The organism is Shewanella marisflavi (genome assembly GCF_002215585.1).
Taxonomy (GTDB): domain Bacteria; phylum Pseudomonadota; class Gammaproteobacteria; order Enterobacterales; family Shewanellaceae; genus Shewanella; species Shewanella marisflavi.
Genome location: NZ_CP022272.1, coordinates 1,260,913 through 1,276,273, shown reverse-complemented (window position 1 = coordinate 1,276,273; position 15,361 = coordinate 1,260,913). Strand labels below are relative to the sequence as shown.

Annotated in this window: 12 protein-coding genes; 3 read left to right on the top strand and 9 right to left on the bottom strand. The window is 47.9% G+C overall.

Translation table 11 applies throughout. The features are described from left to right. Positions 1 to 97 precede the first annotated feature (97 nt). Positions 98 to 979: a collagenase gene (locus CFF01_RS05690; protein ID WP_088905885.1), complete on the top strand. Its 882-nt coding sequence runs from the start codon at positions 98 to 100 to the stop codon at positions 977 to 979. Positions 980 to 990: 11 nt separating this feature from the next. Here the strand turns inward: CFF01_RS05690 and CFF01_RS05685 are convergent, their stop codons facing one another. The 8 genes from CFF01_RS05685 to CFF01_RS05645 all read right to left on the bottom strand — a co-directional run bounded on the left by CFF01_RS05685 (position 991) and on the right by CFF01_RS05645 (position 9,991). Continuing rightward, positions 991 to 1,734 carry an alpha/beta hydrolase gene (locus CFF01_RS05685; protein WP_157704947.1) on the bottom strand — a complete coding sequence of 248 codons (744 nt, stop codon included), beginning with the start codon at positions 1,732 to 1,734 and terminating at the stop codon, positions 991 to 993. 33 nt (positions 1,735 to 1,767) lie between these two features. After that, positions 1,768 to 1,965, bottom strand: coding sequence for a hypothetical protein (locus CFF01_RS05680; RefSeq protein WP_088904152.1), 198 nt, complete (start codon positions 1,963 to 1,965; stop codon positions 1,768 to 1,770). A 699-nt stretch (positions 1,966 to 2,664) separates the two neighbouring features. Continuing rightward, positions 2,665 to 3,282 carry a MarC family protein gene (locus CFF01_RS05670; protein ID WP_088904150.1) on the bottom strand — a complete coding sequence of 206 codons (618 nt, stop codon included), beginning with the start codon at positions 3,280 to 3,282 and terminating at the stop codon, positions 2,665 to 2,667. A 120-nt stretch (positions 3,283 to 3,402) separates the two neighbouring features. Then, positions 3,403 to 4,017: a hypothetical protein gene (locus CFF01_RS05665; protein ID WP_198387126.1), complete on the bottom strand. Its 615-nt coding sequence runs from the start codon at positions 4,015 to 4,017 to the stop codon at positions 3,403 to 3,405. 1,345 nt (positions 4,018 to 5,362) lie between these two features. After that, positions 5,363 to 6,334, bottom strand: a complete 972-nt coding sequence (locus CFF01_RS05660) for a PstS family phosphate ABC transporter substrate-binding protein (protein WP_088904148.1) — start codon at positions 6,332 to 6,334, stop codon at positions 5,363 to 5,365. A gap of 248 nt (positions 6,335 to 6,582) precedes the next feature. Next, the gene (gene phoR / locus CFF01_RS05655; RefSeq protein ID WP_088904147.1) at positions 6,583 to 7,881 is read right to left on the bottom strand and encodes a phosphate regulon sensor histidine kinase PhoR; all 1,299 of its coding nucleotides are present in this window, start codon (positions 7,879 to 7,881) and stop codon (positions 6,583 to 6,585) included. Positions 7,882 to 8,163: 282 nt separating this feature from the next. Next, entirely contained in the window at positions 8,164 to 8,853 is a 690-nt protein-coding gene (gene phoB, locus CFF01_RS05650; protein ID WP_033537480.1) for a phosphate regulon transcriptional regulator PhoB, read from the bottom strand. A gap of 187 nt (positions 8,854 to 9,040) precedes the next feature. Then, positions 9,041 to 9,991: a porin gene (locus tag CFF01_RS05645; RefSeq protein ID WP_033537479.1), complete on the bottom strand. Its 951-nt coding sequence runs from the start codon at positions 9,989 to 9,991 to the stop codon at positions 9,041 to 9,043. Between the two features lie 301 nt (positions 9,992 to 10,292). Here CFF01_RS05645 and rdgC point away from each other — a divergent pair, with 301 nt between their 5' ends. Further along, positions 10,293 to 11,204: a recombination-associated protein RdgC gene (gene rdgC / locus CFF01_RS05640; protein WP_088904146.1), complete on the top strand. Its 912-nt coding sequence runs from the start codon at positions 10,293 to 10,295 to the stop codon at positions 11,202 to 11,204. Positions 11,205 to 11,286: 82 nt separating this feature from the next. Here rdgC and CFF01_RS05635 read toward each other — a convergent pair whose 3' ends face one another. Further along, complete coding sequence (locus CFF01_RS05635; RefSeq protein ID WP_088904145.1) at positions 11,287 to 13,080, bottom strand: M61 family metallopeptidase; 1,794 nt, start codon at positions 13,078 to 13,080, stop codon at positions 11,287 to 11,289. A gap of 125 nt (positions 13,081 to 13,205) precedes the next feature. Between CFF01_RS05635 and CFF01_RS05630 the strand changes: the two genes are divergently transcribed. Continuing rightward, positions 13,206 to 15,356, top strand: a complete 2,151-nt coding sequence (locus CFF01_RS05630) for a tetratricopeptide repeat protein (protein WP_088904144.1) — start codon at positions 13,206 to 13,208, stop codon at positions 15,354 to 15,356. The last annotated feature ends 5 nt before the right edge of the window (positions 15,357 to 15,361 follow it).

The window sequence follows — 15,361 nt, the reverse complement described above, 5'->3', positions numbered from 1 at the left end:
CTTCACCGAATGAAAATGGAACAATTGGGATATTTTATACAAAAATAACAATAAGGAAACCCCAGTGTCTCAACCAGCCCTAACACGTATCACAGCGATGGCTCTGCCTTTGCTGACCAGCTTTGCCTTACAGGCAGGTGAAACCTCTCCCGTTGCCCCCTTGCAACAGGTCTTAAGTCAACACCACGACTGCAGCCCCACGATCACCATACGCTCCCAGGCTTTGACTAAGGAGCAAATCACCCAGGCCTGCACACTGATGCAGAAACAAGAGGCCAAGTTCCACCAGCTATTTGGTACCCAAGGTAAGCCGGTAGCCAATGACAACAATCAGCGCATGCGCGCTAATGTTTACCACAGCCGCGAGGACTACACCCGTTATGTCACGGCGCACTTTAACGTGCCCAGCGACAACGGCGGCATGTTTTTAGAGGGACTGCCTCATCAGGAAGGTAATCAAGCCGAATTTGTGGCCTACGAGCGCAACGGGCAGATCTGGAATCTGGCCCACGAGTATGTGCATTACCTCGACGGTCACTTCAATCTCTATGGCGATTTCTGCGCATCTTTACATGACTCTCACAGCGCCCCCGAGTATTGCCCTAAACCTGCGCCGCTGCTGCCTCATTTAGTATGGTGGAGTGAAGGCTTGGGAGAATATATCTCACAGGGCGATGACAACCAGACAGCCATAGCGATCATCGCCAAACAGCAGTTCGAACTTAGCGAGCTGTTTAACACCAGCTATGAGCAAAATGGCGGGACAGATCGCATCTATCGCTGGGGTTATCTGGCGGTGCGCTTCATGATGGAGCACCACAGAGACAAAATAGAGACTATGCTCGGCTTTACCCGCAAGGGCGACTACCCCAGATATCAGGCTCTGGTTACCCAATGGGGCACCAGCATGGATGCAGAATTTCAGGCCTGGCTTAAGCGTCTGAATCCAGCCAGCGCCTCTTCAAATCAAACGCCTTAAGGCTAAGCCTCTTACCGAGTGCTGTTTTGACCATCACGCGCCAAGAGCCAGTAAAGGCCTTGGCTCGCTGTGGTGGGAAAGGCGGTTTCGTGACGCGCTCCCTCAATGGTGAGCGACTCCAGCTCTATGAGATCGCCTAGCTGATGCTTTAAATGCGCCCTAAGTTTATCCGCCCCGGCCACCATGTCGTGTTGCATGTCACCTTTATCCGGCGTCTCCAGCGCGCCGACCGCCAAAAAGATCCGGCGTTTTAGCTGCTGTTTCTCCATGGCTCTCTCCTTAGCCTTCAGGGATAAGATCTGCTCGCCTTTAAACCACACCGACGGACTACCCAGCACATAATTATCAAACAAATTTGGCCGCTCAAGCAGCAGATAAGCCCCCAGCAGGCCACCGAGCGAGTTGCCCACAAAGGTGCGCTCCTTGTCTTCCACCCGGTAGTGCTCGGCCATGAAGGGCAAAATCTGAGTCTGCAGATAATCTGCGTAGTGGCTGGCGCCGCCAGTGGTCAGCTTCCAATCTGTATCGGAGAATGGGGTATAGTCGCGCACTCGGCTCTGCGGCCCCTTATCTCCTTTGGCATAGGAGAGCCCGACTATGATGGCCTCACGCATCTTGCCGCTATTCATGGGAAAACCGGTCATGCCAGAGACGATCTGAAAGGCGTAAGGTGCATCGGACACATAGATAACCGGATAACGCCTCGTGCTATCAGGCTGATATGAGCGCGGCAGCTTGACCCAAAGTGGATACACCCGCTTACTCACGGGGTCTGTGAGCTCAAAGACCTAAGTGCGGGGGATCTCAACCTTTCCTAGCTCAATCGCACTTAAAGCGCTCTCCCCTGCCGCCCTCTCTCCTGCCACTATCTGCCCGGCATTTATCTGCTCAGCTTTTATCGGCTCAGCGGCTAGGCAGAAGGATGTGATACTCACGCAGAGTATGGTCAGTAGCGCGAATGACACAGTTAGGAAAGAAGATTTCATGGGGGGATTGTCCCTAAAGTCGCGAATGAATCAGATGCCCAAGCCTACTTTAGGCAAGGCTTAACATGAAGTTTTTAATTGATTTAATAAGGTTTTTAAAAAAAATGAAAATATTTAAAAAATTTTCTGAACTAAACCCGATGAAAGCACTCTGATTATATGAACAGAATTTGCATCGATTAGTTAATCCAGTGACAGGTCTTAATTAATCATCAGTGTGTTGACCGTTCATCATCATTCCCTTTAGATAGTTTCTAGCGCAACTATCCTTAGATTCCGAATTTGGAACTTAGAGCGACCTCATCAAGGTCGCTTTTTTTTATCCTGAATTTACTAGCGTTTGCCTTCGAATCAAAGGCGGACACCTTGGCTTCTAGCATCTTGCGGTATAGATTTTTACTTCGCTGATAGATGCGCTGACCTTCATGGTTTTGAATTGCCTGCGGCAAGCCTAAGTGGAAACACATTTATGACACTGTGACTGATGCCAATCTTCATACCTATGAACGAGAGACATGGATGCCAAACAGGGCGTTAGATTTAGATGTCAAAAAATGGCCGAGGATCACAAGGTCACAACTGTGTTCACACCGAGTTAGAACCTTAGATCTATATATGTGAGCTTTCTATGTGCTAACGCCACCATAAAAGCGGAGCGTCAGCGACGTCCCGCCTGAAGGGCGATTTGGGAAGGCCTTGCTAGCTGATGCTAGTGACAACAGTGGTTACCCCAGTAATCACCATTTGCGTTCCCATGACAGCAAGAATTAGCCCCATTAGTCGAGTGACAATATTAAGACCACTTTCACCTATTACCGCCAAAATCTTTGAACTAAAAATAAAGCAGACGAAAGTGATAAGACACATAACTGCAAATACAGAAACAGTCACTAATATCCCCGTTATTCCTCCTGAGGAAGAATAATTCATTGCCGTTGCTATGGTTCCAGGCCCAGCAAGAAGAGGGACTGCCAAGGGCGATACCGCGATATCCGTTTCTTCACTACCTTCAGCTGAATGCATCTTGGAACTATGCCCATTAAGCATGTGATACCCGACAAGAAACACCAAAATGCCCCCTGTTATCCTCAATGCGGAGATGGTGATGCTAAATAAATGAAAAATTGCCTTTCCAAGTAGAGCAAAAGATAGAATTACAATAAACGTAATAATGAGTGCTTTCGATGCAATTTTAATTTGCTCTGCTTTGCTTTTACCTCCTACCAGACCAGCAAAGGCTGCGGTATTAGCGATAGGATTCATGATGGCAAAAAAACCTAAAAAGACGGTTATCACTTGAGTGTATAGATCATTCATTCGGTTACCATTTCTGTTATAGGGCTAACGCTTTGCTAAGCGGCTAAAAATAGTTGGCTAAAATAGTGAGGAACGAACAAAAGCCAACTGTTTTTTGTCCGTTTAAGCAACTTGTTAGCTTTAAACACACTTAGCAATCGTTGTTAAAGTGTCTTGCCATGCTACACCTGAATCAAAGTTTTCAACCAAACCATCTTTGGTACTTTGACCTGTAAATGCACCCATACCGTGTTGAATCATATAGGTAGGTTTATAGGACGGAGCACCTAGATCAGCTAGGCTTTTACAAATAGCGGAATTATCAGAAGATATTTTCTCTAGTGCAACTTGCAACTTATCCATAACTTCTTTGGGTTGTGCACCAAATACATTCATGCGTAAAACACTGATAGCTTGATGAGCCGTTTTATCTGACACCCGTTTTGTATCAAAGTAACCGTAACTCATCCCAGCAAAATACAATTCTGCTGCTTGAGAATAATTCCCATCAGTAATACAAGTGTTTAAACCTGTAAAAATATCGACAGGATTTTGTTGGTTTGATAATTGATTTACTGCAACACAACCTGAGGGCTTAGGTGATTCAAGATTGCCCTTTGCATTGTAATTTGAAATATTGCTCTGAGGTATTGAATTACATGCTGATAATGAAATTACAGCCATAATACTTATTATTTTTAAATTATCCATATGCTGATGATTCTCCTTTAAAGCTAACATTTTATTAGTGCGCATGCGCGTTTACCTCGTTGAACCAGTGAAAACGCACACAGTTAACTATCTGTATGTAATGAACTTATCAACATTTTGCCGCTTTTCATATAAGTAATCCATCTGGAAAAACGCGCATGCCCGTTTTTCAAACCTATCATCTACTTGACAAGGGTTTCAATAAATTGATTTTAAATGGATTTACGCTATCAATGACGGCAAAACGCGCACGGATTTAGGCTTAAAATCACCCAAAAGTCACATAATTTAAATATGACTGTGTATCTGTCCAGTTTCTACTTCTTGTGCTGAATCGCACAAACAGGACTTAGATAAGAAATTGTTGAGTAGTAATTTTGCGATTTACTGGCTGACCAACAACTCACTTCGGGGCAAAACCAAATCAGCTTTTTCATTCCCTTTGTCACCCCCAAACACGGCCAAATCGAAGATACGTTAGATACCAAGTGTAGATGCATCTGCGGACGTCGATGGCAGGGCCAAAAATGTTCCCTACATTTTTTGGCATTCCCTACATCCATGTAGGTCAGTACCGCCGTGAAGCCTCCAAGGACGGAATCTCGGCGTGCCAAAAGTGTGCTTGCACATTCCCTCGCCGGGCAGGCGTTAGCTTGCCATGAAGGTGCAATCTTCAATCTACTCATTGATTCCAAATAGACCAAAGCCAAAATCCATAGCACTGACAGATGAAGTTAAATCGAAGAGACGTTGGATACCGAGTGTAGATACGCCGGTGACCTTCGGTTTCAGGGATGAAACCGTAGAGCGGGCAGGGATGGCGCACAGCGTGTCACAGGCGTATCTGCACATCCCTCGCCGGGCAGGCGTTAGGTTGCCATGAAGGTACAACCTTCAATCCAATCATTGATCCCAAATAAACCAAAGCCAAAATCCATAGCACTGACAGATGAAGCCAAATCGAAGAGACGTTAAATACCAAGTGTAGATGCATCTGCGGACGTCGATGGCAGGGCCAAAAATGTTCCTAACATTTTTTGGCATTCCCAACATCCATGTAGGTCAGATGCCATCGTCGAGCCTCCACGGACGGATGCACGGCGTGTAGCAGATGCTTCTGCACAACCCTCGCCGTACAGGCGTTAGTTTGCCATGAAGGTGTGACCTTCAAGTCCATAGCAAATACCCAAGCAACCAAACGCTACGACCCGAAAGCATTCCCACATTCCCCCCCGCCGGGCAGGCGTTAGCTTCCCATAAAGGTGAGCCCTTCAACCACACTCAACAAATGAAATTGCAGTCAAATACGACTCAAGCAAACAAAATATCGTCTTATTTGGAAGACAAAAAAGGCCTCACTAGGAGGCCTTTTCTATATCAAGCGGTAATCTTACAGACGGATACCCGCTTTTTCCAGGTCTTTAGCTGTCACACTACGTGGTAGCGGCACATAACCGTCTTTCATTACGATTTGCTGACCCTGCTTTGACAGCACGAAGCGCAGGAATTCACGCTCAAGTGGTGCCAAATCTTTGTTAGGATGCTTGTTCACGTATACGTACAGGTAACGTGATAGTGGGTAGCTACCGTCAGCGGCGTTAGCGGCAGTCGCTTCGATAAAGTTGTCACCCTTCTTAGAGATAGCAACCGCTTTCACACCTGCTGTCTTATAACCGATACCTGAGTAACCGATAGCGTTAAGTGATTGAGAAACTGACTGAACCACTGATGCAGAACCAGGCTGCTCGTTCACGTTAGCCTTGAAGTCGCCCTTACAAAGAGCCTTCTTCTTGAAGTAACCGTAAGTACCAGATACTGAGTTACGGCCATATAGCTGTACGTCTTTAGCCGCCCAAGAACCGTCTAGACCTACATCGCCCCAACGTTGAACATCGCTACCGCCACACTTGTGTGTTGCAGAGAAGATGCCGTCGATCTGCTCGATGCTTAGACCCTTGATTGGGTTATCCTTGTGTACGAATACCGCCAGGGCATCGATAGCAACACGGATAGCTGTTGGCTGGTAACCGTAATGCTTTTCAAAAGCTTCGATTTCGTTAGGCTTCATCTTACGGCTCATAGGGCCGAACTGTGAAGTACCTTCAGTCAGTGCTGGTGGCGCAGTAGAAGAACCCGCGGCTTGAATCTGAATGTTAACGTTAGGGTACATCTCTTTGTACTCTTCCGCCCATAGGGTCATCATGTTGGCTAAAGTGTCTGAACCTACAGAAGATAGGTTACCTGATACACCGCTGCTCTTCTCATAAGTTGGCAGTGATGGATCAAGAGCGGCCACAGAGGCTGCTGAGAATACACTAGCGGCTGTTAAACTCACCGCACCGACAAGCTGTTTAAGTTTCATTCTATGCTCCAGTGTTAAGCGGACTTGCTTACTCGTTTCATTTAAGTTGCAGCTAGTATCAATCGCAACAGTGACAAGTCTATGACTGTGATGTGACACTTAGATGACAACTGCTAATAAACTTGCCGTAAACGCCGCTTTTCACCTCTTTATATTGAGTTTGACATGAAATCGTCAAGATTGCGTCATGGTTGGCCGCCATAAAAAACGCCGTCAATAATGACGGCGTGTGAGCAAGCTTACCCTGACTAACGCTGTATATCGAGCAGGTGATTAGGAATAATAAAACTAAAGCGACTCCCCACACCTAGCTTACTCTCAATCATGAGATCGCTCTGATGGTGGCTAAGGGCGTGCTTAGTAATGGCCAAGCCAAGTCCGGTTCCACCACTTTGACGCGAACGGGCGCTGTCGACCCGATAAAAACGCTCGGTCAGTCGGGTAAGGTGCTGGGGCGCTATCCCCTCTCCCGTATCGGTCACGCTAAATTCGGCCCCAAGAGGCACCCGCTTCCAGCGAATATCGATCTTGCCGCCGGGCTCAGTATAACGAATCGCATTAGACACCAAGTTAGAGCAGGCACTTCGTAACTGCACCTCACTGCCATAGAGGTTCAGCCCGGGTTCGGCCTGAATCGTCAGCTCATACTGATCCATGGCCAAGGCCTGTGCTTCCTCTTTTAAGGTATCGATGAGGTGCCCCATATTCACCTTGGTCTCCAGGTTAACGGCGCTGCCATCTTCGATGCGCGACAACACCAGCAGCTGCTCGACCATAGATCGCATGCGATTGGTTTGTTGCTGCATCTGTGAAACCGCCTTGAGATTGGGCGAATCCGGCTCAGCCATCCCCTGCATCATCTCAAGGTATCCTTGCAACACCGTCAGCGGCGTCTTGAGCTCGTGAGAGACGTTGGCCACAAACTCCTTGCGCATCCCTTCAAGTTGCCGAATACGGGTAATGTCCCTGGCAATAAGCAAACGTTGCCCCGAGCCATAGTCCATGATGCGGATCTCTAACACTCGGCCATCACTATGGGTATCGGTCAACTCGAATGGCTCATCGAAATCGGCTTGCCTTAGGTATTTAGCAAAGTCAGGATGACGGATCAGGTTGTCGATCCGCTGACCATTATCTTGGGGCCATACCAGGCCAAGTAGCAGCTGCGCCAGCTTATTACACCAGGCAATATTGTTTTCTGAATCGAGCACCACAGCCGCATCGGGCAATGCCTCGGCCCCCTGTCTGAAACGGGCGAGAAGATAGGCTAACTGACTAACGCGCTTTCTGTTTTTCCCTTGCAGGCGATAGATACCATTAAACACCCCTTCCCAGCTTCCACTGCCATTGGGCGGTGTCAGACGCTTATCGCGCCATAGCCAATAATTGAGTCTAGATATCTGTTTATAGTGCCAGGCGAGCAAGGCGAGGCTGCCGAGCAACATGATCCACAGCACTTGATTTATGAGTAATCCAACGGCAAGACAGAGCAGTAGATATATCACTAGTCGAGTGAGTAGTTGATACCCTGAATATGAATCAAACATAGATAAGCCATAGTGAGCGAATGGGCACAAGATAGCTTATATTGCCTCTTGTGCCTATCCATTTGCTAGGGTCTGTTGACCTTTGCTGTATGTGTCTGCAGCGCGCTATTATGTTTTTTCAAGGCTAAACATGGGTAATATCTTTACTCGATATCATCATGCGATAACTGAAAAAAAGAGATAATAGCCGCTGCCCCTAAGGGTCATCTAAACACCTTTTCTCATTACTACCGCTTAAAGGTGTTTAGCCTGAACATAAAGTAAGCCACAAATATACAGGCCCTATAGACGGGTCGAAAAACGATACCCCGCCCCACGAACGGTTTGAATTAGGCGATCATGGTTCGACGGTTCTACCGCCTTACGCAGTCGACGAATATGCACATCGACAGTTCTGTCTTCGACATACACATTGGTGCCCCAAACGTTGTCCAACAGCTGCTCGCGGCTATAGACGCGCTCGGGATGGGTCATGAAGAAATGGAGCAACCTAAATTCGGTCGGTCCCATCTCAAGCACCTGCTCACCTACCGTCACGCGGTGGCTCACAGGATCGAGAACCAATCCTTGTACGTCAATTGGCTCTTCCAGAGCCGTCGGCGCAGCACGGCGCATAACCGCCTTGATACGTGCCACCAGCTCCTTAGGTGAGAAGGGCTTGGTGATATAATCATCGGCGCCCACCTCGAGCCCTTTGACCTTATCTTCCTCTTCACCACGGGCCGTCAGCATGATAACCGGGATGTGACGGGTAAACTCATCCTGGCGTAGCTTCTTCGCTAACTGGATACCACTTCCACCTGGGAACATCCAATCAAGCAATACCAAATCTGGATAGGGCTCTGACAACATATCCAATGCCGAGTCGAAATCCTCTGCTGTAGTTGTCGTGAATCCATGTTGTTCTAAAACAAAAGCTAACATCTCTCGGATGGCTAGCTCATCTTCAACTATCAAAATCCTAGCAGTCATATGCGATCTTCTATCTGTGAATTCCCACGTGTCCATTATTGGTCTTTTTTATTACAAAATTATGAAACCGCCGGGCTAGTTTGTCATAAAACGGCTAATTTTGTCATAAATCTTACATTAAAAAGGGAGGCATCAGCCTCCCTTTATCAAGTACCCGACTCGCGGGTGACTCTGATTTATCAATAATTTAGAACTTGTGTTCTAGACCTACGCCAAAGAACTTATCGGTAGTGTCATCACCTTCAAAATCACGGTTAGTGTAGAATGCCAGCACTTTAGTTGGCTTACCTAGCTTATAATCAATACCGACTGACCAAGAATCACCTTTATCTTCCATGTCTTGATACTGACCTTTTAATACTGCCGCATCAATTGTGTAAGATGCGCTAAACAGGTAACCCGTCTTGCTGTCTGCACCGACAACCTCAGTACCATCTTTCTTATAAGTCTCTTCCTGCTGCTGGTACATACCGCCAAGCTTCAGGCCTGCAACCTTACCTTGAATGGTGGCACGAACAACTTCGTAGCCTTTAACGTCAGCATCATAGGCAATAGAGGCAAATACTGGGGTCTTTTTCAGCTTGGCATCACCGTACATTGCAGCAACACTGAAACCGTCTTGTCCATACTGTGAGCTTGCGCCTTCAGCAGCATAGGTCACACCTAACTTGAAACCACTCCAATTAGGCGTCATGTAAGTCGCTGTTTGTTCAATGCGGTTTTCACCCTTGAACAGGTTTTTCAGGTCACCAGACAGGTCGTTGAACTGATCAACTTTACCTTGTGAAATCTTAAGCATGGTGTCATTACGGCCAATAGAAACAGCACCGAAGTTACCTTTTACACCAACGAACTGGTTACGAGCCTTGAAGTTTTCCTTAACGTCATCACCAGTGTCCACTTCATACTCAACAGTGTAGAAAGCTTCCAGCGAGCTGCTTAGCTCGAAAGCCCCCTTCACGCCAAAGCGAGAAGCGTTGCTCTGAATAGTCGTCGTTGCATCACCATCTACATCGTTGGATTGAGCCGTTACGTTTAGTTTGCCGTAAACAGTCAAAGGATCTGCAGCGTGTGCAGAAGCAAGAGTGGCAGTAGCTAGCGCAGAAGCGAGTAGTGTTTTACAAAAAACGTTCATCATTTAATCCTTTCGACGTTTGTTCGTCTTGGTTATTGGTTTGGACGGCCGAAAGTTTGCAATTTTTATGTTGCAGTTTTATTTCAAGTATTTAGCGACTGAGTAATTGAATAGAAGTCAACGAGGCCCGCTAGCGGCAACCCCAGCAACCATGGGCACTTCAGAGCAATGATTAGAAATATTACAGTTTAATGAATTATGTCACCTGGGCGTTTTTTGTGACATTTTGGCGAAAAATGTTAGCGGTTTACCCGCGCGGCGCAATGGCTTACACTGCGGCTTTATTTTTGATTGAGCGCCTATCATGTGGTTTAAGAATCTTACTGTATATCGTTTTAATAAACCTTTCTCTGTCGATACCGAAGCGCTAGAGAAGTCCCTGGAAGACTTTACCTTTTCTCCCTGTTCCAGCCAGGACATCAGCAAATTTGGCTTTTCAAAGGCACTGGGCAAACTCGGCCACACCTTAGTACACAGCGCCGAAAACAGACATCTTATCTGTGCCACGAAAGAGGAAAAGATCCTGCCATCACAGGTGATCAAAGAAGCCTTAGATGAAAAAGTAGCGCAGATCGAAGCCGAAGAAAGCCGCAAACTGGCTAAGAAAGAGAAAGACGCCCTTAAGGATGAGATCACCACTACCCTGCTGCCACGCGCCTTCTCTCGTCGTAGCCAGATCCACGCGCTGATCCTGCCTGAAATCGAGATGATCTTAGTCGACTCATCCAGCGCTACTAAAGCAGAAGAACTGCTGGCTCTGCTGCGTAAAGCCTTAGGTTCGCTACCTGTGATCCCTATGAGCTTCAAGACGCCTATCGAGAGCCAGATGACCGAGTGGCTTAAGAGCAACAGCACGCCAGCCCCTTTTGAGATGCAAGATGAAGCCGAGCTCAAGTCTGATTCTGATGAAGGCGGCATAGTGCGCTTTAAGCAACAAGACCTGACCGAAAACGAGGTGCTTGCACATATCGAGGTAGGCAAACAGGTTCACAAACTGGCGCTGCATTTCGGTCAGTCTATCGCCTTCGTGCTGCAATCAGATGCTGGCATCAAACGCCTTAAGTTCTCCGAAGAGTTTAGGGCTCACAATGACGAAGTGGGTAACGAAGACCCACTCGCCCGTCTCGATGCCGACTTTGCCCTGATGGGCAGCGAACTGATCGCCTTGATGAACTCGCTAGTTGAAGTGCTTGGCGGCCTGGAAGATAGTCTGTAAGCCAGCCATATCAAGCTTTGCTTTCCACAGTAAGGCAATAAAAAACCACCCGAATGGGTGGTTTTTTATTATTCTCGCCGACTTAATCTTGCAACTTGCCCGACGCATCAAAGGGCCAGTCAATGCCAAGCCAAGCCTTGAAGAAGGCTTTTTGTTGACGGTTAGGCTTATCTACACTGGTCAGTTTTAGCTTCTCACTCGGTTGCTGGCCTAAGGTTAAGGAAACCTCTTTCAGGGTGTCATTGCTAAACAGGGTCACACGGATAGTGTCGCCCGGCTTAAAGTCTTTAATACGCGCCTCAAACCCCTTGGCAGTCACCTTAAGGCCATTAATCGCCACCAGCTCATCGCCCGCCACTATGCCAGCACGCCACGCCGGGCCTTCACGCCTCACATGACTCAGGCGCAAGCTGCCGGCGATCTCCATGCCTGCATCGGCAATCGCCTTATTCTCTTTGCCATAGTCTCGCTGCAGACCCGCCTTTGCCAACAAGGCGTCAAAATCTAGCGCCAGGGGCTGATTGACATGGCGCTGCCACCAGTCAGCATAATCTTTGCCGGACAAGTCAGCGAGCAGTTGCTGCACATCGGCAACGCGGTAACCGGCCGGTAGCCTGTACTCTTGGTACAACTTAGCATGCAGATCCCGGTAGGATGCCTTTAGTTGAGTCTCGCTCAGTAGGCTGAAGTCCAGCGCCAATGAGGTCAAATAGCCCTCCGAATAGATATTGCTGCTGTGATTTCGGGCATAATCTCCGCCACCACTCACCCACTGACCGGCACTCGCCTCGGCAATCGCTTGCACCTCGCGCCCAGGAGTCTGTTCGTTACGGCCGATGCGTTTGGCCAGATCCTCTAAAAATTCTTTCGGCGTGATAACGCCTGCACGCAGGAGCAACTGACTCTGAAAATAGCTGGTCGAGCCTTCGGCAATCCACAGCAGCTCGGTGATCCCCTCATCCTGATAATCATAGGGCACCAATCCCTGAGGACGATAAGCCTTCACATTCCAGGTATGAATAAATTCATGGGAGGCGGTCTTGATAAAACCTAAGTAATCTTTGCGCTCACGAAAGCTGAAACGGGGCCGCTGGATAACGGTTGAATTAAGGTGCTCTGTCGCGCCGCTTGCCCCACTCGTTGCATGTACCATGTATACATATCGCTCAAAAGGATAACCATCCCAAATAGCCTTTGCCTGTCCGCTGAGCCTAGTGAGATCCTCAACCATCTTGTCGATATCATAGTTGCCCTCTCCCCAAACGACTAACTCATAGTCGCGGCCATCAGCTGAAAAACGTCTATGTTGGTTAATTCCCGTCTCTATGGGGGAATCCACCAACACATCATAATTGTCAGCGCTAAAGCTATGTGGGCCGATTGCGTCCATACCTGAGTAGCTACGCCATTGTTCAGGCACTTCTAGCGACACCTTAACCTGCTGGTCGCGAAATTCAGGGCTGTAAACAAACACCCCGCTGGCATCTAAATAGGCATGGCTGCTATCGATATGCGTCACACGTTGACCCAATGTGTTGGCATAGACTTGGTAAGAAACCTTAACCCGAGTGGGCTCAAGGAGATTGACCTGCCATTCGCCGCTCGCGGTGCGCTGCCACTCGAGCGCCTTACCTGAATCATCCTCAGCCTTAAAATGACGAATGGCATCGGCTAATGGTAATACCTGATATTTGCCGGTGCGCCATACAGGGAGATTGATCTTAAGCTGCTTGGCGTTAGAGGCGGGAAACGCAACTTCCACCTTGGCCAGGTGATGGTCTGGTGTCGTCAGATCGATCTTATAATTAACATCTGCGTGGGCTTGAGATAGGAAAAAAGGACTAAAAATCAAAATCAAGGGTACAGCTAGTTTCACTCTGGCTTCCTTCTGTTATCATAGTTGTTATGTGAAGTTCGTCAGTATAACCCGATTTACCCCGCCACTGCGGACAGAATTCTAAAAACATAATATGCCCGCCTGCGGCTCGGTGATGCTACAAAATGCGCATTTTTCTCTATAGCCTTGTGTTGTTTTTTTGCTACTCAGCCACGGCCAACGCGGCCTTCAGCCAATTGATCAGCAAAGAGGTCAAATTTAAAGAATCGGCAGCTGAATTTTATCAAGAGATCAGTGCCAGCCTCTCCTTCCCGATTGATTTTACCAATGAGATAGAGTTTAACCGACTGGCAGAGGCCCAAGGCTACAGCCCAGAAGAGTTAGAGCAGCAACTGCAATGGCTTGCACGAGTCTATCTGGAGCCAGGCATCGGAGCAGACAATGCGCTAGAGCAGGCGCAGCGCATCATGACCCAACTAAGGAGCATCGCCGATACCGCCTACGACAAGGCCTACCTATTAATGCTAGAGGGCAGAAAGGCCGGTCGAGACAAGCAAGATTATCAGCAAGCAATCATCTACTATCAACAGGCTCTGGAGCAGTTAAAACAGAGCGAAGATCTCCCGACTCAACTGTTATTACACAGTATTCAATACCAATTGGGAGACGTTTATCGTATTACTCTGCAAAAAAGCGCGGCTCTCACTCACTTGAATCAATACCGTGAACTCGCTTACCAACTAAGAGACGATTATTTGATTGCCAAGGCTGAGGCGACACTCGGCCGCTATTACAACAGCGAGGAGCAATATGCCAAGGCACTACAGCATTATACTGAGGCGATTCGTCTAGCCGAAGGTTTAGACAAGCCCTTCTTAAATGCCATCTTGTCGCTGCGCTTAGCAAGGGTATACAGAGATCTTAAGTCTTGGGACGAAGCCCTCACCTATGCTCATAAAGCCGCAGATGGATTTACTTTGATAGGTAAAGACAACTTCCTCTCCAGCGCCATGACGGTGATCGCTATGGTCTATGGTGAGCAGCAACTGTGGAACCAGGCGATCGATTATTACCTCAACGCCCAACAGATAGATGTCAGACGCGGCAATCTCACCGCCCAAGCGCTGAACTTGCACAACTTAGGCGAGGCCTACTTTAACAATAATGAGCCTAAAAGAGCGCTGACTAACCTGCTCAAGGCCAACGGCCTCTTCTTACAAAAAAAGAGCAATCATTACCTTATCTATAACGATCTGCTGATCGCCCAAGTCGCCACTAAATTAGGTGATTGGAGCATGGTTAATGCCTATGCCTCCAAAGCTTTCGTGTTGGCGCAAGAAAAGCAACTCCCCGAACAGATGTTCGAGGCATTACAGTATAAGACGCGCGCCCTAAAGGAGCTTGGCGATATCGAAAAAGCCCTCGATGCTCTGGATCAGTTAAGCAACCTCAGCCAAGAACTCGTCACAAACAGCGCCCCGCCTTCCGACTATAACCCTAGCGTGCTGGCAGAGCAGAAACTCAAGTTGCAGTTGAACCAACTGCAATCAGAAGCTAAAGCGCAAGAGAAGCAGAACCATCAATCCAGACTAGCAGCGAGCCTCACCTTTATCATCAGTTTGCTACTGGCGCTGGTGGGCTTCAACCAATGGCGCGGCAAAGCCAAACTGAAACAGGAGTTGGCCACACTGAAGCAAAAAGTGAAGCAGGAGCCAATGACTCAGCTGCCCGGTTATAACGGCTTTATCGAACATTTTGCCCACAGTAAGGAAACGGTGCAGCTAGCTCTTATCTCTCTCGATGGCGGCTATAAACAAGATCTCACTCTAGGCAGTGACATCTACTTGGAGACCACGGCAGGGTTAATGGATAACCTGAGCCACAGCTTAGACGGGGAGACCTTCTTAATCCGCCCAGGACATCTGCTGATCAGCCTCAAACAGTTCAAGTCACCAGAGGCCTTGCTGGAACAGATTCGAACAGTATTGGATGAACAGCCTCAGATGCAATCAGTTCAATTCAGCCTGGGCGTTATCAAGGTGCCTTTACTAAGCAATCCCGACATAAAAGTGACACCTGAGACCTATTTTAACGTACTACAGATGCTGGTCGCAGGCGCAATGAGTCTAGGTAAACACAAAGATTGTTATGTCACCATTACGCCACTTAATTTTGCTCCTGCTGCAATTTTGTCTAACCCGCTATACTTACACTTGGAAAAAGGAATTGGCCGAGGCTTGGTTAAGGTCGAAAGCAACGAGAACAAGGCCCTCATCCAATGGCCCAAATGGCAGGGAGCAAATAATGAGCTGTAGATATA

Excerpts from the sequence above, each read along its gene's own strand:
- CFF01_RS05690 (WP_088905885.1), top strand. The coding sequence starts at position 98 with ATGGCTCTGCCTTTGCTGACCAGCTTTGCCTTACAGGCAGGTGAAACC.
- CFF01_RS05680 (WP_088904152.1), bottom strand. The coding sequence starts at position 1,965 with ATGAAATCTTCTTTCCTAACTGTGTCATTCGCGCTACTGACCATACTC.
- CFF01_RS05670 (WP_088904150.1), bottom strand. The coding sequence starts at position 3,282 with ATGAATGATCTATACACTCAAGTGATAACCGTCTTTTTAGGTTTTTTT.
- CFF01_RS05665 (WP_198387126.1), bottom strand. The coding sequence starts at position 4,017 with ATGCGCACTAATAAAATGTTAGCTTTAAAGGAGAATCATCAGCATATG.
- CFF01_RS05660 (WP_088904148.1), bottom strand. The coding sequence starts at position 6,334 with ATGAAACTTAAACAGCTTGTCGGTGCGGTGAGTTTAACAGCCGCTAGT.
- phoR (WP_088904147.1), bottom strand. The coding sequence starts at position 7,881 with ATGTTTGATTCATATTCAGGGTATCAACTACTCACTCGACTAGTGATA.
- phoB (WP_033537480.1), bottom strand. The coding sequence starts at position 8,853 with ATGACTGCTAGGATTTTGATAGTTGAAGATGAGCTAGCCATCCGAGAG.
- CFF01_RS05645 (WP_033537479.1), bottom strand. The coding sequence starts at position 9,991 with ATGATGAACGTTTTTTGTAAAACACTACTCGCTTCTGCGCTAGCTACT.
- rdgC (WP_088904146.1), top strand. The coding sequence starts at position 10,293 with ATGTGGTTTAAGAATCTTACTGTATATCGTTTTAATAAACCTTTCTCT.
- CFF01_RS05630 (WP_088904144.1), top strand. The coding sequence starts at position 13,206 with ATGCGCATTTTTCTCTATAGCCTTGTGTTGTTTTTTTGCTACTCAGCC.